20 protein-coding genes, 1 other RNA gene and 1 pseudogene are annotated in these 21,390 nt (G+C 49.5%); 11 read left to right on the plus strand and 11 right to left on the minus strand.

All coding sequences use genetic code 11. The annotated features are described in order from the left end of the window. Positions 1–32: 32 nt before the first annotated feature. Complete coding sequence (aspS, locus tag C2M29_RS16155; RefSeq protein WP_105190765.1) at positions 33–1,814, minus strand: aspartate--tRNA ligase; 1,782 nt, start codon at positions 1,812–1,814, stop codon at positions 33–35. A gap of 193 nt (positions 1,815–2,007) precedes the next feature. Between aspS and C2M29_RS16160 the strand changes: the two genes are divergently transcribed. Further along, positions 2,008–2,865 (plus strand): DUF72 domain-containing protein, encoded by an 858-nt coding sequence (locus C2M29_RS16160; protein ID WP_105190766.1) that lies wholly within the window; start codon positions 2,008–2,010, stop codon positions 2,863–2,865. Between the two features lie 17 nt (positions 2,866–2,882). Here the strand turns inward: C2M29_RS16160 and C2M29_RS16165 are convergent, their stop codons facing one another. Then, positions 2,883–3,566, minus strand: a complete 684-nt coding sequence (locus C2M29_RS16165; RefSeq protein WP_105190767.1) for a DUF3334 family protein — start codon at positions 3,564–3,566, stop codon at positions 2,883–2,885. A gap of 227 nt (positions 3,567–3,793) precedes the next feature. Here C2M29_RS16165 and cmoA point away from each other — a divergent pair, with 227 nt between their 5' ends. From cmoA to C2M29_RS16190, 5 genes and pseudogenes are all read left to right on the plus strand, one after another. Continuing rightward, positions 3,794–4,519, plus strand: a complete 726-nt coding sequence (gene cmoA / locus C2M29_RS16170; RefSeq protein WP_105190768.1) for a carboxy-S-adenosyl-L-methionine synthase CmoA — start codon at positions 3,794–3,796, stop codon at positions 4,517–4,519. A gap of 11 nt (positions 4,520–4,530) precedes the next feature. Continuing rightward, positions 4,531–5,498 (plus strand): annotated as a pseudogene (gene cmoB / locus C2M29_RS16175) (tRNA 5-methoxyuridine(34)/uridine 5-oxyacetic acid(34) synthase CmoB). Between the two features lie 366 nt (positions 5,499–5,864). After that, entirely contained in the window at positions 5,865–6,917 is a 1,053-nt protein-coding gene (gene purM, locus C2M29_RS16180) for a phosphoribosylformylglycinamidine cyclo-ligase (protein WP_105190769.1), read from the plus strand. Beyond that, the gene (gene purN / locus C2M29_RS16185; RefSeq protein WP_105190770.1) at positions 6,917–7,588 is read left to right on the plus strand and encodes a phosphoribosylglycinamide formyltransferase; all 672 of its coding nucleotides are present in this window, start codon (positions 6,917–6,919) and stop codon (positions 7,586–7,588) included. The genes purM and purN overlap by 1 nt, the downstream gene beginning before the upstream one ends. After that, on the plus strand, positions 7,521–8,321 hold the full coding sequence (locus C2M29_RS16190) for a DUF3108 domain-containing protein (protein WP_105190771.1): 801 nt from the start codon (positions 7,521–7,523) through the stop codon (positions 8,319–8,321). The genes purN and C2M29_RS16190 overlap by 68 nt, the downstream gene beginning before the upstream one ends. Before the next feature lie 50 nt (positions 8,322–8,371). Here C2M29_RS16190 and C2M29_RS16195 read toward each other — a convergent pair whose 3' ends face one another. The 4 genes from C2M29_RS16195 to C2M29_RS16210 form a co-directional block, all read right to left on the minus strand. Beyond that, positions 8,372–8,986, minus strand: a complete 615-nt coding sequence (locus C2M29_RS16195; protein ID WP_105190772.1) for a hypothetical protein — start codon at positions 8,984–8,986, stop codon at positions 8,372–8,374. Continuing rightward, positions 8,986–9,606, minus strand: coding sequence for an RNA polymerase sigma factor (locus C2M29_RS16200; protein ID WP_105190773.1), 621 nt, complete (start codon positions 9,604–9,606; stop codon positions 8,986–8,988). The genes C2M29_RS16195 and C2M29_RS16200 overlap by 1 nt, the downstream gene beginning before the upstream one ends. 58 nt (positions 9,607–9,664) lie before the next feature. Then, on the minus strand, positions 9,665–10,348 hold the full coding sequence (locus tag C2M29_RS16205) for an energy transducer TonB (protein WP_105190774.1): 684 nt from the start codon (positions 10,346–10,348) through the stop codon (positions 9,665–9,667). 287 nt (positions 10,349–10,635) lie between these two features. Then, entirely contained in the window at positions 10,636–10,998 is a 363-nt protein-coding gene (locus C2M29_RS16210; protein WP_105190775.1) for a winged helix-turn-helix transcriptional regulator, read from the minus strand. A 128-nt stretch (positions 10,999–11,126) separates the two neighbouring features. Here C2M29_RS16210 and C2M29_RS16215 point away from each other — a divergent pair, with 128 nt between their 5' ends. Genes C2M29_RS16215 through C2M29_RS16230 form a run of 4 tightly spaced genes read left to right on the plus strand, consistent with a single transcriptional unit; the run spans position 11,127 to position 13,259 of the window. Beyond that, complete coding sequence (locus C2M29_RS16215) at positions 11,127–11,708, plus strand: NAD(P)H-dependent oxidoreductase (protein ID WP_105190776.1); 582 nt, start codon at positions 11,127–11,129, stop codon at positions 11,706–11,708. A gap of 9 nt (positions 11,709–11,717) precedes the next feature. Continuing rightward, entirely contained in the window at positions 11,718–12,266 is a 549-nt protein-coding gene (locus C2M29_RS16220) for a peroxiredoxin family protein (protein WP_105190777.1), read from the plus strand. Between the two features lie 11 nt (positions 12,267–12,277). Then, a complete protein-coding gene (locus tag C2M29_RS16225; protein WP_105190778.1) occupies positions 12,278–12,646 on the plus strand; it encodes a hypothetical protein in 369 nt (122 codons plus the stop codon). Between the two features lie 55 nt (positions 12,647–12,701). After that, positions 12,702–13,259 (plus strand): carboxymuconolactone decarboxylase family protein, encoded by a 558-nt coding sequence (locus tag C2M29_RS16230; RefSeq protein WP_105190779.1) that lies wholly within the window; start codon positions 12,702–12,704, stop codon positions 13,257–13,259. A gap of 289 nt (positions 13,260–13,548) precedes the next feature. On the opposite strand, the gene C2M29_RS16235 is transcribed toward C2M29_RS16230, so the two are convergent. From C2M29_RS16235 to C2M29_RS16250, 4 genes are all read right to left on the minus strand, one after another. Then, positions 13,549–14,127 carry a GNAT family N-acetyltransferase gene (locus tag C2M29_RS16235; RefSeq protein ID WP_105190780.1) on the minus strand — a complete coding sequence of 193 codons (579 nt, stop codon included), beginning with the start codon at positions 14,125–14,127 and terminating at the stop codon, positions 13,549–13,551. A gap of 425 nt (positions 14,128–14,552) precedes the next feature. Then, positions 14,553–16,397, minus strand: a complete 1,845-nt coding sequence (locus C2M29_RS16240) for a hypothetical protein (protein WP_105190781.1) — start codon at positions 16,395–16,397, stop codon at positions 14,553–14,555. Positions 16,398–16,895: 498 nt separating this feature from the next. Continuing rightward, positions 16,896–16,992, minus strand: an RNA gene (ffs, locus tag C2M29_RS16245) — signal recognition particle sRNA small type. Positions 16,993–17,223: 231 nt separating this feature from the next. Further along, positions 17,224–18,069, minus strand: coding sequence for a DUF3014 domain-containing protein (locus C2M29_RS16250; protein ID WP_105190782.1), 846 nt, complete (start codon positions 18,067–18,069; stop codon positions 17,224–17,226). 147 nt (positions 18,070–18,216) lie between these two features. Between C2M29_RS16250 and C2M29_RS16255 the strand changes: the two genes are divergently transcribed. Continuing rightward, complete coding sequence (locus C2M29_RS16255) at positions 18,217–19,356, plus strand: patatin-like phospholipase family protein (protein WP_105190839.1); 1,140 nt, start codon at positions 18,217–18,219, stop codon at positions 19,354–19,356. A gap of 9 nt (positions 19,357–19,365) precedes the next feature. On the opposite strand, the gene C2M29_RS16260 is transcribed toward C2M29_RS16255, so the two are convergent. Then, entirely contained in the window at positions 19,366–21,333 is a 1,968-nt protein-coding gene (locus C2M29_RS16260) for a cation:proton antiporter domain-containing protein (protein ID WP_105190783.1), read from the minus strand. Positions 21,334–21,390 lie beyond the last annotated feature (57 nt).

The raw sequence follows: 21,390 nt of genomic DNA on the forward strand, positions 1-21,390 counted from the left end.
AAGATTGAACTAGTTTGTCTGCTCAGAGGGAGTTATTCACCCTGCTCCGCGTTTGCTTTTGCTGCAATCGCAATAGCCAGTTCTTTTAGTGCGTCCGGGTTGGCATAACTTGGTGCATCCGTCATCAAGCACGACGCCTGAGTGGTTTTCGGGAAGGCAATCACGTCACGAATGTTGTCGGTACCACACAATAGCATTACCAAGCGGTCGAGACCGAACGCCAGGCCCGCATGCGGAGGTGTGCCATACTTCAAGGCATCCAGTAGGAAGCCAAACTTTTCTTGCTGCTCCTGCTCTTCGATACCCAGAATACGGAAAGCCGCTTGCTGCATCTCATTGCTGTGGATACGCACAGAACCACCACCGACTTCGTAACCGTTTAGAACCATGTCGTAGGCATCGGATAGCGTGCCTGCCGGGTTGGCTTCCAACTCCGCTGGGCTTACGCCTTTTGGTGCCGTGAATGGGTGGTGTACCGCGTGCAGGTTACCCTCGTCATCTTCTTCAAACATAGGGAAGTCAACAACCCAAAGCGGCGCCCACTTGCTTAAGTCTGTTAGCTCAAGGTCTAAACCTATTTTCAAGCGCAGTGCGCCCATGGCTTCGTTAACCACGTTGCGGCTGTCGGCGCCAAATAGAATGATGTCGCCGGTTTGTGCATTGGTGCGCTCAAGCAAGGCGGTGATCACGTCTTCGTTTAAGAACTTAGCGATGGGCGATTGGACACCTTCAACACCGGCGTCACGGTCGTTAACCTTCATCCAAGCCAAGCCTTTGGCGCCATAGATGCCGATAAACTTGGTGTATTCATCGATTTGCTTACGTGAAAGCGATGCACCACCTGGTACAGTCAGTACCGCTACACGGCCTTTTTCGTCGTTGGCCGGGCCCGAGAATACCTTAAACTCAACGTCTTTTACCAAGTCGGCAACGTCGATAAGTTCCATTGGGTTACGTAGGTCCGGCTTATCCGAGCCGAAGCGACGCATGGCTTCTTCGTGACCCATCACAGGGAATTCGCCAAGGTCAACGTTCAGTAGCTCTTGCCACATATCACGAATCAGTTTTTCGGTGATGGCACGAACCTGATCCGACGTCATAAACGAGGTTTCGATATCGATCTGGGTGAATTCAGGCTGACGGTCGGCACGTAGGTCTTCGTCACGGAAACATTTCACGATTTGATAATAGCGATCGAAACCTGACATCATCAGTAACTGTTTAAATAGCTGCGGTGACTGTGGCAAGGCATAGAAGCTACCATGGTGTACACGGCTAGGTACCAAGTAGTCACGAGCACCCTCTGGTGTCGCTTTAGTCAATACCGGCGTTTCGATATCAAGGAAGTCGTTGCTGTCCAAGAAACGGCGCACAAAGCTTGATGCCTTGGCACGCAGTTTAATACGATCGCTCATCTCCAGGCGACGCAGGTCAAGATAACGATATTTAAGGCGGCGCTCTTCCGAGTTCTGCTGGTTAAAGTCCAGTGGTAAGGCTTCGGCACGGTTGATGATCTCAAGACCAGTGCCAAGAATTTCAACTTCACCGGTGGCCATATCTTTATTTACTTGGCTTTCTGGGCGCGCACGCACCACACCTTTGATCTGGACACAGAATTCTTGACGAAGTTTATTGGCAATGTCCATCAAGCCTTCGACTTCAGGGTCGAACACCACCTGCACCAGGCCTTCGCGGTCACGCACGTCGACGAAGATCAAACCACCTAAATCACGGCGTTTGTTGATCCAACCACAAAGAGTAACCTCTTGGTCGACATGGCTTTTGTTCAAGTGTCCGCAATATATAGAGCGCATAATATTCCTGTTTTAATTGTAAGCGCGTGAGCTAAATGCACGCAGTGGCCAAATAAATTGCGTCAATTATATAAAAACGGCGGTCAATGTCACGAAGCAAACTACGGGTTGGCTATTTATTCACCACTGCGACGACCCAAGCTGTGATAGCATTTGCGTATCAGAGCAAATAAAGACAAGAGCAAAAGCACAGATGTTGTATTTGGGTTGCCCACAATGGGCCAATAACGCCTGGAAAGGCAGTCTCTTTACCTCCGACTGTCAAAATGCGCAAATGCTGGCGCAATACGCCCAGGTGTTTAACTCGGTAGAAGGAAACACCACCTTTTATGCCGACCCCAAGGCCGACACGGTGCAGCGCTGGCATGATGCCACCGGCAAAGATTTTCGCTTTACCTTTAAGTTTCCCAAGCGGTTTAGCCACGACCTGGCACTGCAATGCGATAAACAAGGCGTGCGCGACTGGCTGATGTTAATGTCACCCCTGCTGGAGAAAACCGGCTCCTTGATGTTACAACTCCCGGCCAGCTTTGCGCCTCAGCACCTGAGTCGCTTACAGCACTTTATGGCGCAAATCCCCGCCGATATTGGCCGCAGCATAGAGGTCAGGCATCCGGAATTTTTCACTAAGGGGGAAGGCGAGAAACAGCTTAATCGTTATTGTTTCGAGCAGGGGATTGACCGCGTGTGCATGGATACCCGGGCGCTGTTTGCCGCCAAACCATACAATGATGCCATTATTGATGCGCAACAAAAAAAGCCCCATTTACCCGTGCATGCCATTGCCCTAGGCCAACGCCCCATAGTGAGGTTTGTTATCGCCGCCATGGGGGATGAATATCAAAGCTACTATCAACCCTGGTTAAGGAAAATAAAGCAGTGGCTGGATGAAGGCCGCCAGCCCTATGTGTTTTTACACACCGCAGACAATCATGGTGCGCCTTTATTGGCACGGCAGTTTGCCAGCGACCTAAAAGCGTATTGCGGGTACCATCACAGGGCTACAGAGCCCTTTGCCGGCGAGTACAACCAACAAAGCAGCTTCTTTTAGTCCCCCGAGGCTCACCGCTATAAACCGAGGTTTTCCATAAAGTCGTCGTCGATATCCTGATCGACTTCTTGCTGTTGTTTCACCTTGGTCTGTTGCTCGGCACGGGTATTGGCGATGATCTCATCCGGGTCTACCGCTTCGCTGATATCGAAATCATGCATTTTAATAAACTCGGTCTTATCCATGGCCAATTCCAGATAAAAGATATTCTGACTTTGGGTGGTAAAGGTGACCCGTCGCGCCTGTGGCCTGTCTAAGGCGGTATCGACGGAGATCTGCACCTGCTTGTTAATGGCCATCATTTTCGGTTGATTTTGGCTGATAGAGGTATGCAATTGTTCGCGCACTTTTTTGGTGAAGTCGCCGACGATCTGATTCATCAACTCGCCAAGCACATTGGCCACATCATCCGACAAATGGCTCTTAGCCAGCTCGTTCTCCGGCATGCCCATATTACGGAGGTAATCGCCGTAAATTTCCATCGCCGCCTGCGCACTGAAGTTGGTGACAACTAACCCGGTAAAGCCGCCGTCAAAAAGTACAAAACAGCCTATGTCCGGGCGCATACAGGTACGCGATATTTTCTGTACCATGGCGGAATAACTGATGTTATTGCCACTGGCCGACGACAACACCTCGGTGACCGAATGGCATAAGGTGGCGAGGATATCATCGGTGCTAATTACTTTACTTTTACTCATGCACACTCTCACTTGCTGCTGTTGATGGCGCGCTAACGCGTCTAAGGCACTGAATATACGACAAATAGACGTGATTTACTCGTGCTTTTTTATCACCGGGAGCAGGCTCCTCCTCGACCGCTTAAGGCTGGACTTAGTCGCCTGCTCATATTCACCGACTAAAGCTCCCCACAAGCAGCACAAAAATGATAAAATAACGCCATCGTTTCTAGCTAGAGCTTAGCAAAGTGTCAGCCAAAGACAGTATTTACGCCTCAGAACAACAAGTAAAAGACTTCACCTTTGACGCCAAAGTGGTGGAAGTATTCCCCGACATGATCGAGCGCTCGGTGCCCGGATACGCCACCATAGTCAGCACCCTGGGCAAGCTTGCCGGTAAGTACGCGCAAGATAACAGCAACCTCTACGACCTGGGCTGCTCACTAGGTGCCGTCACCCTGAGCATGCGCCGTAATCTCAACCAAGCGGGATGTGAAATCATTGCCATCGACAATTCCGAGGCCATGGTTGAGCGCTGCCGTTTGCACCTTGAGGGCTTTCGCTCCACCGTGCCGGTAAGCGTGGAACTGGGCGATATTCTCGATGCAAAACTTGAGAACGCCTCCGTGGTAGCGATGAACTTTACCATGCAGTTTATCGACCCCGACAAGCGCCAGACGCTACTAAGCCGTATCTACAATGCCCTGAAACCAGGTGGCGTCCTGCTGCTAAGCGAAAAGCTGCGCGGCGAAAACCAAATTGTCGACGACCTGTTGATAGATCTGCACCATGACTTTAAGCGAGCCAACGGCTATTCCGAGCTGGAGATCAGTCAAAAGCGCACCGCCATTGAAAATGTCATGCGCACCGACACCCTAAGCACGCACCTGACGCGCCTTAACGAGGTTGGCTTTAACCAAACTCAGGTGTGGTATCAGTGCTTTAACTTTTGCTCCATGGTCGCAATTAAATAAACGGAACAACTATGAATCAGTGGTTTAACGAATTCTATCGCCATATTGCCTGCACCGAGCTCAGCCATTGGCTTAATACCCTGCCGGCGCAACTGCAACATTGGCAAGACGAAGCCCGTCACGGCGACATGCCGAAATGGCAAAAAGTACTGAATAACCTGCCAGAGCTAAAAGCGTCTGAAATTAATATCCAAACCAAGGTGCAAGTAGGCACCAATGACGATATCAGCGACGGCCAGCGCAAACAGCTCATCCATTTATTGCAGCGTTTTATGCCGTGGCGCAAAGGCCCCTTTTCACTGTTTGGGATTGACATCGACACCGAATGGCGCAGTGACTGGAAATGGGATCGTGTACTGCCCCATATCAGCCCGTTGCATGGCCGCAAGGTGCTGGATATCGGCTGTGGCTCCGCTATCACCTGTGGCGTATGCGCGGCGAAGGAGCTGAGCTGGTAGTGGGCATCGACCCAAGCGATCTCTTCCTGTGCCAATTCCAGACCATTAAGCATTACAACCAAGACCCGGCGGTGCACCTGCTGCCTTTAGGCGTAGAGCAACTGCCCGAGTTGAAAGCCTTTGATACGGTCTTTTCCATGGGCGTATTGTATCACCGTCGTTCGCCTATCGACTTCTTGGCTCAGTTACGAGCCCAGTTGCGTAAAGGCGGTGAGTTGGTGCTGGAAACCCTGGTGATTGAGGGCGATATCAATACCGTGCTGGTGCCCGAAGACAGATACGCAAAAATGCGTAATGTCTGGTATATCCCCAGCACCGAGGCCCTGATGCTGTGGATGCGTCGCGTTGGCTTTAAGGATATTCGCGTCGTCGACACCGACCAAACCTCGCTCGACGAGCAGCGTCGCACCGAGTGGATGGAAAATGAATCCCTGGCGGATTTCCTGGACCCTAATGATCCAAACAAGACCATTGAGGGCTATCCGGCACCATTAAGAGCGGTTATTGTGGCCACCGCATAAACAAGGACAAAGGTCCTCCTTTTCCTAGCTAAGCCGCGGCATTTGCTGTAAAATGCCCGGCGTTTAGAGGGCCTGTTTATCTTTGTGGTTTACTTTATGTTCAATCTAAACGCATTCTGATCACGACGCTCGTTATACTGCATAGTCATTCTATGTACATAGCAAGCAACACAGAGCAGGAGGCGTTTAGATGAACCCACAGGGCAGCGTTTGTAGCGCATTTCTACTGTGTCGTTACATGTTCATGTAGAATAACTACACCACACATGTGCCGCCTTGTACAAATGCGCTACAAACTGCTGCAGAAACAAACAACAAAGGTCAACAGACCCTGATCACCCCTAAATTAAATTTTGAGGAAACCCTGTGAGCGAACAAAAACAGTCTCTTAGCTACAAAGATGCCGGCGTTGATATCGATGCGGGTAACGCCCTAGTAGAACGCATTAAAGGCGTTGTGAAAAAGACCAAACGTCCTGAAGTGATGGGCGGCATCGGCGGCTTTGGTGCGCTATGTCAGCTACCGACTGGCTATAAAGAGCCTGTTTTAGTTGCCGGTACCGATGGTGTGGGCACTAAATTGCGCCTTGCTATCGACCTTAAAAAACACGACACCGTAGGCATCGACCTGGTTGCCATGTGTGTTAACGACCTTATCGTTCAAGGTGCCGAGCCACTATTTTTCCTTGATTACTATGCCACCGGCAAACTAGACGTAGACACGGCTGCCGACGTAGTAACCGGTATCGGCGCAGGTTGTGAGCTTTCTGGTTGTGCCCTTATCGGTGGTGAAACCGCTGAAATGCCTGGCATGTACGAAGGCGACGACTACGACATGGCTGGTTTCTGTGTGGGTGTGGTAGAAAAAGAAGGCATTATCGACGGCACTAAGGTTGCTGCCGGTGATCAGCTTATCGCCCTTGCCTCTAGCGGCCCTCACTCAAACGGTTACTCATTGATCCGTAAGGTTCTTGAAGTATCTGGCGCCGACACTAACAGCGAATTTGAAGGCAAGACCCTAGGCGAGCACCTGCTTGAACCGACACGCATCTATGTTAAGCCGGTACTTGAGCTACTTAAGCAAGTAGACGTACACGCGCTTTCACACATCACAGGCGGCGGCTTCTGGGAAAACATCCCACGCGTATTGCCTGAGTCGGCTAAAGCCGTGATCAAGGGCGACAGCTGGCAGTGGCCAGCGGTATTCAACTGGCTACAAGAAAACGGCAACATTGAAACGCACGAAATGTACCGAACCTTTAACTGTGGTGTAGGCATGGTACTTGTGGTTCCTGCCGACAAGCTAGAGCAAAGCCTGAGCATTCTTAAAGATGCGGGCGAAAACGCTTGGCACATTGGTGAAATCCAAGATGCAGCAGCTGGCGAAGAGCAAGTTGAAATCCTTGGCGGTGCGCAATAATGACACCAGGCCAGGACCTCGCCCGACTCGTTGTACTTATTTCGGGCAGTGGCTCTAACCTACAGGCCATCATTGATGCGGTTGCAGCGGGTACAGTTCCCGCTGAAATCTGCGCGGTGATCAGCAATAAGGCCGACGCGTTCGGCCTAGAGCGAGCTAAAAAGGCTGGTATCGAAGCAAAAGTGTTAGACCACAAAGCGTTTGCCTCACGCGAAGAATATGACGTGGCCCTGGGTGAACTGATTGATAGTTTTTCACCCGACTGTGTTGTATTAGCTGGATTTATGCGTATTCTAACAGCTGGCTTAGTGCAAAAATTTAAAGGGAAAATGTTGAACATTCACCCTTCCCTGTTGCCTAAGTACCAAGGGCTGAATACCCACCAGCGTGCATTAGATGCAAACGATAAAGTGCATGGCGTTAGCGTTCACTTCGTGACCGAAGAGCTCGACGGCGGACCTGTGATAGTTCAGGCACAGGTCGCTATCGAAAGCGATGACACGGCACAAAGCCTGGCGCAGAAGGTTCATGCACAAGAACATATTATCTATCCGTTGGTGGTTAAGTGGTTCAGCGAACAACGACTGAAAATGGAAGATAACTATGCAGTGCTCGATAACAACACCCTTCCAAGCCAAGGCGCCGACCTCAGCGCGTACTTGGACAGCTAAATTATTGATTGCCGCAGTCCTTGGCTGCGGTATCAATCTTGCTCATGCCGAGCCGCAAGACGCTAACCCCGCGTCACAAACCACCCTCAACGAATACAGCGCCGAGTACATAGTGACCCGTCAGGGTGAACGCCATGGTGCCGCGCAGCGAAGCCTCACCCGAGTCGACGATAACCTGTATCAATTGAGCTATCACAGCGAAATAGAGTGGATGATTTTCTCAGACGAGCGTCAGGAAAGCAGCCGCTTTAAGTTTGTCGACGGCACCGTATTACCGATTGACTATGTGCTTGAGCGCACCGGCACCGGCCCGGATAAAACCTATAAAATCAGCTTTGATCACCAGCAGCAGCAGGTATTTAGCAACCAGTCCAAATACCCGCTCGAATGCACCTGGAACCAAAACTTCCAAGATGTACTCTCCTACCAGATCTCACTGCGCCAGGCTCTGAGCAAAGGCGAAACCAAGTTCAGCTATCCCATAGTGGATAAAAAAGGCAATGACCGAGAGTATCAATTCGAGGTGGTTGGCAACGAAACCATTACCTTGCCCATAGGCAATGTGGAAACCATTAAGGTGAAACGGGTGTACGACAACGATAAGCGCCAAGCCATTGCCTGGTTTGCACCGAGCATGGACCATATGATGGTGCGCATGTACAAGGGCAAAGACGGCGTAGAGCAATTCCAGGTGGAATTGGCCAAGTACACGCCGGGTACCGCTACCCACTGATCTGAGAACACAAAACCAGGCGCTATTCCTGGCGCCTGACCTCTCTTACCTCAGCACTGCTGATGCTTGCCCGCTCCCTGTATTGCCACCAGCTGCCCGTTACTGTCAAAAGACAAGGCCAACAAGGTGCCGGATTGCAATTTCACTCCAGGGTGCTCTACCCGTTTCAATAATTCCGAGCTCAAGGCGATCAACACCTGTTGCCGGCAATCGGCCAACAACCAATCCCCTTCGCTTTGCACTAAACGCACTAAGCGTATCGGCTCAGGCTCTTGGCCAAGCGCATAGGCCTGATGCTGCACCCGCAGCTGATTTGCCAGCTGCAGCTCTGCTTGATCTATGCTGCGCAGTTGCGCCGGCACTGTGTTGCTGACGCGCATGCGCTGCTCACCACCGGCCAGGTCAAAAATTTCCATGCGCGTATAACTCTCAACGCTATACAGGGGGGCATGCTCTTGCTTTGCCGCCTGCCAGGTTACCGACACCAGGGTTAATAAGGCCACACAGGCCATCAGCCACTGACCCTGATGCCACCAGCTACGGCGATTACGGGGGCTCGAATCGAGGGCCGACAACAAGGCTTTTTTCTCCTGTGCCTGCAGGGCGCTTTGTTGTTTTTGCTGTTGCTGCCATTGGGCCAGTTTGTCTGATCCGCGGTTTGCCATTACTGTGCTCCTTTGACCATGGTGGCGGCGATTTTTGCGCGTGCATAGCGCAATCGGGTTTTTACACTCTCTTGGGCGCTGGCGGTGATCTGGGCAATTTCCTGCAAACTAAAACCCTCGAGTTGCAAGGTTAAGGCCTCGCGTTGTAAGTGCGGCAAGTCTGCTATCGCCGCTGTTAATTGCTGCTCGGTGGCGGCCATGATCAATCCCTCTATATGCTGGGCGTCGAGGTGCAAATTAGGCTCTTGCAGACATTCTTCTACCGGTAGATGACGCTTTTGCCTGCGGGCATAATCAATCACCTGATTGCGGGCCAGACTAAATAACCAGGCCTTAAAACTGCCCTGCTGTTGCGGACTAAAGCGTTGTGGCTGGGCCAACCAGCGCAACCACACCTCATGCAATAAATCGAGCGCCAATTGCCGCCGCGTGTGACTATCCTCACTTAAGGACACTAACTGGGCCTGCAAAAAATACAGTACATCGTCGCTTAGCCTGAGCACCAAGACATCCCTTGCCTTGGCGCTGTCGGCGGCCAGTTGCGCCAATTGCTCGTCACTATAGTGGCTATAGTTTGGCGACAAGGGCGCAAATATCCGTGTGGCAACCGCTTTTAGCATCTTCACTCCTTAAATCGGCGACACCCTAGGCTCAAATCCAGGGTGGCGACCTAGGCGACTAATTTTGCAAGTTAAAGTCTAATCTTACCTGTTGATTGGGCTGGCTCCTAGCCACACCCTCCACAACCTTAGGGCTAAACTTCCATTTACTCAGCGCCTTAAGGGCCTCACGATCAAAAATCCGCTTGGGCTCGGCGCTAATTACCTTAGCATTGATAACCTGACCGGTTGGGGAAATATCATAGCTAAGTATGACATAACCTTCGATCCCCTCACGGGCGGCGGTCGCTGGATATTGCGGCGGTACCCGCACCAAGGGCATGGCGGTATCGCGAGACATGGATGAAAATTCCCCCAAGTCCGACATCTCGGTGCCCACATCCGGCAATGTCGGCGCTAACGTCAGCACCTCATCACCAGGTTCCGCAGCCAGGCTTGGTCTTGCCTGCGGTCTTGGCTCAACCTTAGGTGGCACCGGCTTGGTTTTTGTGATCACCTCGGTGTGCTTAGGCGGCTCCATGATTTCCACAATGACATCGTCAAACACCTCAACGGGCGCACGTTGCTCTGCGGTCAATAGCGACACCATAAAGCTAAAGGTCGCCAAGGTGATCGCCGCAGCGGCTAACGCAAAGGCAACCGCCTTAAAACCTGGTGCAATCAGATTATGGCTGGGCTCAAAACCCGGTTCGTATGTGCCACTCTGGTGAGCGCCATGAGTAATATTCAATGTATTTTCCATGCTCTTTCCCCTTAAAAACTGACACCCTGACAAGTAAGGTGCTTAGTAAGAAAACGCATGGGGGTATGAAAAGGGGTGAAAATATTTTTAAGAATGTTTTAGGAGAGATGCTGGTAACTCACCCTAGACTTCATTCTTGTATAGCTAGTTGCAAGCAGAAGAAGATGCTAGCCAAAGAAGAGCAAAAACTGCTTAAAGTGATAAACAGTTCATATGCTTTAAGCCGTGGTCAAAAGTGTCATCGCTCGTATGACTTTTTCCCTTTCAGAGAATTGCTCGTAATCTATTTAAGCCGATATATCGTTGGATTCTGACCAGATGCGCAGCTCGTCTAATATGTGCAATGCTGAACGGCCGAACTCGGTCAACTCGTAGGTCACCGCTATCGGACGCGTACTGATAACCTTGCGTAATACCATGCCCTGGACTTCGAGCTCCTTGAGCCGCTGATCGATTATTTTCTTACTGGCACCGCCCAGCATCCGGGTTAAATCATTGAATCGTACAGGTTCATCCTTCAGATGATAAATAATCGAGCCCGTCCACTTGCCCCCGATCAGCCGCATCCCTTTTTCAATGGAGCAAGGTTCCATACAGGCATTTAAAACTTTTTTTCGTCCTTTACTATCTGTTTTTACGACACTTTCCAAAATAATTCCTCTGCTTACAAGGTGGTTACCAAAAGTATACTAATTGAATCTAGTTCACAGGTAACTATTATAAACCACGCACATTGATATGAACACCTTAGTCCAAATCAACTCCTGGAGTGATACCTATGAAAAATGTCTTAATCATTAACGCGCACCAATACTACCCCTTTTCTGAAGGCAAGCTAAACGCGGCCCTGGTGGATAAGGCCATTACTCAGCTTGAGGGTAAAGGCTATCAAACACATGTCGTCACCATGGAACAAGAATTCGACGTAGAGAAAGAGCTGGAACATCACCAATGGGCAGATTTCATCTTGCTGCAAACGCCAATCAACTGGATGGGTGTCCCTTGGTCTTTCAAAAAGTATATGGATGAAATTTACACCGCGGGCATGGGCGGCGCCTTATGTAACGGTGATGGTCGTCACGAAAGTAACCCCAAGGCCAACTACGGCAGAGGGGGGACCTTAAGCGATACCAAGTACATGATGTCGTTAACCTTCAACGCCCCGGCAGAGTCCTTTGATAACACTAGCGAGTTTTTCGACGGCAAAAGCATCGATGATCTGCTTTTCCCTATGCACATGAACTTCAAGTTCTTCGGTATGACGCCGATGCCGACCTTTGCCTGCTTCGATGTAATGAAGAATGCCGATGTCGAAAGTGATTTCACGCGCTTTGAAAACCATCTGAACAGCCACTTTTAAGGAGTCATTATGTCTGGCGAATCTATCTATACCAATAAACTACATCCTGGCAGCGGGTTTCCAACCATGTCCGCTACGCTTTTAGACGGCAAACAGGTAACTCTTGGCAAACCGGCAAACGAAGCCGACTGGCAACTGGTGGTTGTTTACCGCGGCCGCCACTGCCCTCTTTGTACTCGCTACCTGAATAACCTGGAGCAGTTTAAAGATGAGCTACTCAATACGGGTGTCGATATCATCGCCGTATCCGGCGACAGCAAAGCGCAATTACAGGATCACCTGGTCCAGCTGGATGTCTCTTTCCCCCTTGCCTATGGCCTGACCCTAGAGCAGATGGAAGAACTCGGTGTATATATTTCAGATCCCCGTTCACCGCAGGAGACGGATCATTCGTTTGCCGAGCCAGCGCTGTTTGTCATCAATGCAGAGGGAAAAATTCAGGTGGTGGATATTTCTAATAACCCCTTTGTCAGGCCCGAGCTATCGGCTCTGGTAAGCGGGCTCAAATGGATCCGCGATCCGCAAAATAACTACCCAATCCGAGGCATGCACAGATAACAGGAAAAATTATGAACACAGGAAAACTACTTATGCTGGGCTTGGTGAGCGCTTTGATGTGTTCATCGTACGCCCTTGGCAAAGAGGCAGAACACGCACACATCGCCTCGCCGGATAAGTACGAGGTCTTGCTGGACAACGACCAAGTACTGGTTTTACGCATGACCTTACGCCCGGGTGAGCACGACCTTTGGCACAAGCACAACGCCGAGACGGTGTATTTCGAGCGCGGCGGTAAAGCCCGTATAAAAACTGCGGACGGCAAGCAGCTTGCGCTTGAGATTCCCGATGGCCACACCATGTGGCACGACCAATGGGAGCACCAAGTATTTAATCTCGGTGAGACTACCATCATGGCTATTATCGTTGAGCGAAAATGATATGCCCCTGACCAAAAACTACTTAAAGACGATATCAACTGATTGAGGAGAGAAGATGTTTACCTATTACGAACCGGATACGGCTCCCGAAGAGTCTAAGCCCCTGATGCAAGAATCCCTGGCCAGCTTCGGTATGCTACCTAATTTGCATAAGGTGCTGGCGGAAGCGCCGATCACTTACAGGGCCTATAACGAGACTTTTTCATCGTTTATGCAAGCAAGCAGCCTGTCACCGCTGGAGCAGCAGGTGGTCTTTATGACCGCCAACTTCGAGAATAACTGCCACTATTGCGTACCGGGCCATACCTGGATGATGAAATCGGCCCAAATGCCTGATGATGTGGTAGAAGCGCTCAGAGAGGGAACGCCCCTGCCCGATGCAAGGTTACAGGCCCTTCGCGATTTTACCAAAGCGCTCTTGGATAGCAACGGCCATATCGGCGATGAAAGGTTGGCCCAGTTCCTTAGCGCCGGATATACCAAGCGTCAGGCACTGGAAGTACTAACCGGGCTGGCGGCCAAGCTTATTTCCAACTTTACCAACGCCCTGGCCCACACAGAGGTTGATGAGCCGATGAAACCCTTTAGCTGGACACACCCGTCCTTGCGGTAGGAGGTCTTCTTCATGTTATCGACCCTTTCTTAATCCAATAATCACCATGCCACATAAATAGTTTGGCGATAGGGGCGCAAATTAATCACACTCTGGACACTTCATATCCTTTTTCGCGCCCCATCATTTATTGGTTTTTACAAAGGTGTTTGTAATTAATCTTAGTTCTAATCCGAGTAAGGTTGCACGCAGAAGCCGACGGTAATTCCCTTTCTTCTTTTAACTGATACTGATGGCCATAGCATTGGGCGTTGTGAATTCAAGACGCTTATTCAACCTGGGTCCTGACTTAGCATCGGTCTGCAGCCAATTTTTTATCTATTTCGATGACGTCTGGTCGAATAAAGGAGCCAAGCATACGTCCAAACAAACTTTTGTACATTGCCTTAACTTCTTCTTTAGTAATACTGCCACCAAATATCATCATCTCCAGTCGTTCACCAGGCTCTTTGACAATATACCCCGAGGAAACAAATCCATTTCTTTCATAAAAGGCCTTTCGTTTCAGCCTCTGCTGGTAGTTTTCTTCTTGTTCGTTAAGTTCTTCAATATTCAGTACAATTCGTTTTTGGGAATACATTGCTTTCAATGACTCCATAACCTTACTGCCATAACCACCTGAGCGGCGCGCTTGCGATATGGCAAAGAAATGAACAAATACAATGTCTCTATATTCGGTAAGATAAATAAGGCCAATCCAGGATTCATGCTGGTATAGAACGAAAAAACCTGCCTTACCTTTTCTCATTATGTATCGAAGAATACATGAAGGAACGCGTCGAACTCCTGGGAAAGCCTCCTTATATAACTCGATAACCTTCGAATAGTTGAGGTCATATTTTGACAGCGGTCGGAAATCTATACTCATAAGCAGTACTCACAGCGCCGTACTAAACGGCAAGTTTAGGCTTGCTAAATAAAAGCGACTAAGGAGGTCGAGCAAGCCCTAAACGAGTCCTTGTTGCGTTAGCGGCTTGTTAGACATGCTGAAGCCGTCACTCTAAATTTTCAATTAATGACTGGCACCCGCTATTTGCCGGTGACCCCCCTTGTCATTTTGTTCTTTGATCATTGATAGCAGATTGAGCAAGCACTGACCAGCATTGAGCTGTTACTAAAGTTGTCAGTGACTCACTAGACAAAAACGCCCCGTTTCTAGCATGAGCCTTCTTAGGGGGAGGTTTACATACAGTCCACTCGGACGCTCACTACCTCCATAAGAGGTGGTTTAAGACTGACAACTAAAAAGCCCGCTCAGTGCGGGCTTAGCTTTATAGAACGAAACTTAGTAATTTAAATGTTCTTGGCAATCAAGTCTGATTTCAACAAGCCACCTTTGGTAAAGAGTTTTGCTGAAAATTTAGGGTTTCTTCTCGACTTGTAAGCATCTAAAATTCGTTTCAGGCCCTCAGCCTCTAAAAGGGATATATTTACTTCCGTATCCATTTCTGCGCTTTCTACAAAGTCATCTGAGAATGTTGGAGCAACGATTAATACCTGTGCGACGCGCTTTCCTGCTGACTCACAACGATTTGCATACGCCTTTACTTGTCTAGAAGTTGTTGAGTACTTGGCGAAGTCTCCATTTTTACACGTTTTAGCCTCACCTACGATGACATCGTCTTCACTCAACGAAATCAGAACGTCCGCTTTATCTTTTGAGGTGTTTACGGCTCTTCTTAAATCTTCATCAACTGCAAGCCCCAATTGCTCAAAGATGGCTTTGGTCACCTCTTCAAACTTAACTCCTATTTCTGATTCTGCGATGTCAATATTACTATTCTTTAAGGATGCTAAATCCCTGCGAGCTAGCGCACCGTAGTTATCTATGAGTTTGTCTGTAGCATCTGCAAAACTATTTAAAATATTCAGGCGCAAATTGCCGCGCTTCTTGATTCCCATGCTGTCGACAACGCTTTTTACTTCTTCATTCGTGAGCATATATAGAATGTCATAAGGTGTGATGCTGAGCGCTCTTAGCTTTTCAACGTCTAACTCTTCTTGTTCTTCTAGCTCAAACTCGTGCTTGAGTACTTTTGAAAGCATCGGAAAATGGTTTTGAAGTGCTGAAAAAAGCTCCTTAAACCCTGTTGCGCTGAGCACATTAAACTCACTCTCTGCGCAGTTATTAAGTGAGTTTAATATAATTCCGGTTCTTTCTTCGAGAGTGCTTCCAAGCTTATCCAAGTCTAACTCTAAATCCTGAATAAGCCCTTTTAGCCTATCTTTGCGCTCGTTGATTGTCACTTCATCGTTGAATAAATCACGCTGTAAAATTTGAGTCACTGGGACACCCAGTTTCATGATGTTCGAGACTTTTTCTTTTCGCTCCACACCGCGAATTTTCTTCCTGTGGTTCTTGAGGATGTTCGACAACTCAGCATCGCTGAACGTTCGAAGAATTCTTAAAAGATGTTTATCAGCAAGCTCTTTGCCTTGTATGCGGTGCAATAAGCTAACAATTTCATCAGGAACATATACGGTTTGCCTTTTCCTGCTGATAAATACCAAGCCTATTTCTCTAAGCTCATTTAAGGCGTCTTGCACGCCATTCTTAGGGATTTTGTCTACCAGGTGCTCAATTCCAGCTTGATCGTCAGCAGTTACGTCTAGCTGCTTCGCTAAAACATTTAAAATACCGCGCTCATCATCGGTAATTTTCGCCTCTCGATTTATTCTTTGGTCATTCGAGTGCGCTTCACTAAAGCACGCGAAGTAAATACCTAACCGCTTACTATTACCAAATGACTCATCATCACTAACTTCCTCAATCTCTGCTTGTAACTCTTTCGCGCGGCGGTTAATAACATCCCACTCTTTTGAATATAGTGACTCTACCCATGTTGCTCTGGCAATACTGTTTCCATCTCGACTTAGTATATTAGTCAAGAGAGTTGCTTGAGCTCCTAACATAGCAAGCTGCTCTCTCACAGCTTTCTCGAAGTAAGGAAGGATAATTTTGAATAATTGGGTTATATCGGTACTAGAAGCATTTTTAATTTGTCCATCCAGCTTGTTTAACTGAGCTTCAATCTTTTTATCATGCCTAACAGCATCACCGCAGATTCGGTCAATCGCGTTAATGAACTTTGATTTTTCAACTTGGTTTACTAAAGATAAAACGCTAGAGAGTCTCATAGAACATCCTTGTTATTTATACACTTTTACTTGGCAAAGCTGATACTAAACATAGACCTCGATCTAAGGTTGTTACAAGTAATTGATACTCAAAACATCAACTAGTGCTCTTTGATGACTTATCCCTAATATCCACTCTATTATCTTATTCGATTGAAATAACCTTTCGGCTAACAATGTGGCTTTTATAAAAGTGTACGTTTAGTGCTCTTGCTCCTAAAACAAGGAGGGCTTTTTGCTCAAAAAGCCAACCCACTTTTTTAATTTTTAGCTCACCCACATCCTATTTAAGTTTTTTAATATTCAGCCAGGTAACATTATCCTTCATTGGCTAGGCAGGTATTCGCTAACATACAAGGAATATAGAAACGCAAGCAATCTACAATCAGGTTTAGAGTGGTCTTAACTAAAAAGCGCGAAGAAATTGACTAAGCAAATCGCAGAGGTTTAACACTTAAGGTTAGTTTTTACTGAAAAGTATGGGGAATTGGGTGGTAGCCTTACCAGCCACATCTCGGCACACACATCACACGCTGTGGCTGCTCCCTTCCGGGCCTGACCAGGTTCACATGCTAGTGTTGCGAGAGGACCAATAAGGCCACCATAGTGGGCCTCTTTGGGCGCAGGAGGGATTATCCCGACTTTAAGGGTGAGATTCAAGGGAAATCCGTGAATTGTCCGATAAAACCCAGTTAACTGCCTAGTAAACAAACAGTTGGTTGTGTCTTGGGCGCGAGTTTAGGATATTGGGCCAGCCTGATGGCCAGCCCACCTCTGTGCTATCAAGAATCGAAGGCAGTGCCACCGACTCTCTTATTACCGGCATTTAATCAAGTTGGGCGCGTAACTCGCGTAACACCCCTTTCACCTTGGCCACGTTTTCCGGGCCCATGCGCAGCAATTGCTTTTGCGCCGGCGGCAGGTTTTCCCATTCTGAATAGGCGTACTTATAGGTAACCGAATCGCGCAACAGCGGAATTTGTGTGGTCATCTCCGGCGTTGCCAGTACCAGGTCGATGGCCTGCACCAGGCGCTGCTCAAAGCTGGTACCCGGCTCACCCACTTCACCATAAGCTTCGACAAAGAGTGGCTCAAAGCGTTTATAAAGCGCCAAAAGTTGCTCGCTGTCCAGGGCCGTAAGAATGGCCACATAAGGGTCATAGCGTTTAAAACTTTGCGGGTCCATGGTCAGTACATCGCCTTCAACAACGCTGAATGGTTCTTGCAATTTAGTCACCGGCGAGTGATTGGTGGCAACGCGACCGGCGGCGAGATTATTAACAAATACCACGGTGCGACGGATTAGATCATCATTAACCAATAGCTCGGCACTGCTGGCGGCCAAAGATTGCTCTACCCGCTCGCTGACCTCTGCATCGCTGTCATCCAGGCTGGGTAAGGGCTCTTCCATCACCGGCTCAGGCTCGGGCTGAACGGGCTCGGGCTGAACAGGCTCAGGGGTTGGCTGCGGCTCTAACTCGGGTTCGGGCTCTTGCGGCTCAATAACCACCTCTTTAGGTTGGGCAACAGGAGCCGGCTCGGTCGGTTGCTCCTGCTGATTACTTAGGGCGATAACCACTACAATCACCAGTACTACAACAACAATGGCGGCAAATAACAGGGTATTTCTGTTCGGTGTTTTCGTGTCTTGTTCGGGGGGCTGCTCTTTCATAGGTGCTCCGTTAACATAACCACGGTTTCAGCAAGGGCGATGGCCATCAGTGGCAGTGCCAACATTGGCAACACGCTTGCCTATACGTTTCTTTTTACTGAAGAATCTTTTACATTAAAGCTAGGTCTCCATTTAAGTGCAAATAATATGCGAAAGCAAACTAATTGCGGTCAAAAAGGCACAGCACTTTTTTTAAGCGGCGGTGGCGCTCGTGCGGCCTACCAAGTGGGGGTGCTTAAGGCCCTCACTCATAGTCTACCGCGTACCGCCCCGCTGCCGTTTCGTATTATCACCGGCACCTCTGCCGGGGCGATCAACTCTGTGGCACTGGGCTGCTGGGCATCCTGTGCCCATTTGGCCAGCCGCAAGCTGGATGCGGTATGGGGCCAATTTCATACCTCGCACGTGTATCGCAGTGACTTCGTCCATGTTTTTGGCCATCTTCTTCGCAACATACTAACCAGTTTTCGCTCCGGCCATGCCAACCATGCTCCGGGCAGCCTGTTTAATAACGCACCACTGCGGCGCCTGTTGGCCGAGGTACTGCCCATGGAGCGCATCGACCGTAATATTCACCGCGGTATCATAGATGCCCTGGCGGTCACCGCCTCGAATTACAGTAACGGCGATTCCATTACCTTTTTTCAAAGCCAAAGCGCCGAACCCTGGCAACGGGTGAGGCGCCAGGGACTAAAAACCCGTATCCATATGGAACACCTGATGGCCTCCAGTGCCATCCCCGTGGTGTTCCCCAGTGTAAGAATTCGACAGCAATATTATGGTGATGGTTCCATCCACCAAATGTCGCCGCTTTCGAGTGCCATTCACCTTGGAGCCGATCGCATTTTTGTTATCGGTGTCGAGGCGCCAAAAGATGAAAACCGTAAGTATGCCCCACACTATCCGGGTATTTCGCATATTGCCGGTCACCTGCTCGACAGTGTGTTCGCCGATACCCTGCAGGCCGATCTTGAACGCGTTGAACGCATTAACCGCACCCTGAGCCTGCTAAAAGACCGTGAAGATCACAAAGAGCTCAAACATATCGACACCTTTGTTATTAACCCCTCGCACAACTTTAATACCATAAGCAGCGAGTATTACGACGATATGCCCCTTGCCATTCGTATGCTGTTGCGGGGCATTGGTGTGAAACGCTACAGCGAGTCGAGCTTACCCAGCTACCTGCTGTTTGAGAAACGTTATACCCAACATTTGATCGACCTCGGCTATCAGGACGGACTTAATAAGCTGCCCGAATTACGCCACTTTTTGCGTTTAGATTAATGCCCCAGGTTAAGTATCGCTGCCATTGAGCAGGAAGCGCTCAGCAAGCTCCACCCGCCGCGGCTTGCCCTTCAGTACCAGCACATCCTGCCCCTGCAGCACGGTTTCGGCGCAGGGGTCGTCAATTTCCTGACCATGGCGGCGCATGGCCGCCAGGCTAACACGGCGCTGACCCAGGTTTAGCTCGGCAATGGTCTTTCCCACCGCATAGGCGTTATCCGCCAAGGCCATCACATGCAGGTATTCCAGACGGTCGCTCTGGATCTCACGGTGCGGGGCCTCATCGCTGATGTAAAAGCTGTGCAATAGCGAATACCGATTCTCCCGCTCCTGACTAACGCGACGTAAAATCCGCTTCATCGGCACACCACTCATAAATAGAACATGAGACGAGAGCATTAAGCTCGCCTCAAGGGACTCGGGCACCACTTCCGAGACGCCACATTCTTTGAGCTCTTCAAGGTGAGCATCGTCCGGCATGCGCGCTAAAATTTTAACCTCAGGAGCAACTTCTTTAATCACTTCGGTCACTAATTTGACCTTAGCTAGATCGGTGAAGGTGATCACCACCAGGCGCGCATTGGCGGTGCCTGCTCGCTGTAAAATCCCCTTTTGTGTTACATCACCAAACATCAAAGGGGCATTGGCCAAACGCCCTTGCTGAACCAGGTAGGGGTCTAAATCTATGGCCACAAATGGCAACGCCTCGGTGCTTAGAAAACGACTGATATTTTGACCGACACGCCCATAACCGCAAATGATCACATGTTCGCTCTGGCGCTCATCGACACAATTGATCTGATCGGGCTCTGCCGTGGCGGTAAACATGCGATGCACCCATCGCGGTGCGCAGTCAATCAAATAAGGCGTGATCGCCATGGATAACACGCCCACGGCGATAAGCAAAGAGGCCAATTCGGTATCAAGCAGACCATAGGTTTTCGCCAAAGCCACCAGCACAAAGCCAAACTCTCCCATTTGGCAGAGCATGATAGCGGCGCTGAAGGCATCGGTTTTACGCTCCCCTAACAGCTGGGCAATAAACGCCAAAATCAGCCATTTCATCAGCATCATGGCCACCAGCACCGCAAGCACGATATGGACATGAGAAAACACATAAACCAGACTGAGTTGCATCCCCACGGTGACAAAGAATAAACCCATCAAAATATCGCGAAACGGGCGAATATCGCTTTCCAGTTGGTGGCGGTACTGGCTCTCGCCGAGCATCATGCCCGCCAAAAACGCCCCCAGGGCCATAGACAAACCAAACCAGTAGGTCAAACCACCGGCAAACAGGGTCACCAGCAAGGTAGTCAGAACAAAGAGCTCTTCATTGCGCATCCGCGCAACTTCGTTAAAGATCAGCGGTAACAACCACTTGCCTATGGCCCATAACAAGGCGCACACCAAAGCGCCCTTGCCGAGCGCAAAGGCCAGGCTATAGATTAACGAATGCTCGGTATCACCGGCCAGCAAGGGAATGGCGATCAGCAAGGGCACCACGGCCAGGTCCTGGAATAACAAGACTCCCACCGCCAGTTGCCCGCGGCGCTTTTGTAACTGGCCACTGTCTTTGAGGCATTTAACCACCACGGCAGTGGATGACAGCGCCACCAAGGTTGCTATCGCAAACGCGCTCAAGGAATCGAAAGAAAATAGCCACAAACAACAGAAGAAGACGACCGAAGTCACCAATACCTGCAGTAAGCCAACACCAAATACGATATTGCGCATTGCCAGCAGACGGGGGAAAGAGAACTCTAGACCTAAACTGAAGAGCAGAAAAACGATACCAAGCTCGGCAATGCCATGCATCTGCGAGCCATTGGCGAGCCAGTCGAAGCCGTGGGGCCCAGCCATGACTCCGGTAACCAGGTAGGCCAGTATCACCGGCAAACCCAGACGCTTAAACAACCAGACCAGCGCCACCGCACTGACTAACAAGCCAAAGACTTCTATAAACAGCTGCTGCATGGTGCTCCTGTAGCGTCAACACCCTGACCGACTAATCACCCTTAATTAACTATAGCA

It is taken from the genome of Pseudoalteromonas sp. T1lg48 (genome assembly GCF_002964785.1).
In the GTDB taxonomy this organism is placed as follows: Bacteria; Pseudomonadota; Gammaproteobacteria; order Enterobacterales; family Alteromonadaceae; genus Pseudoalteromonas.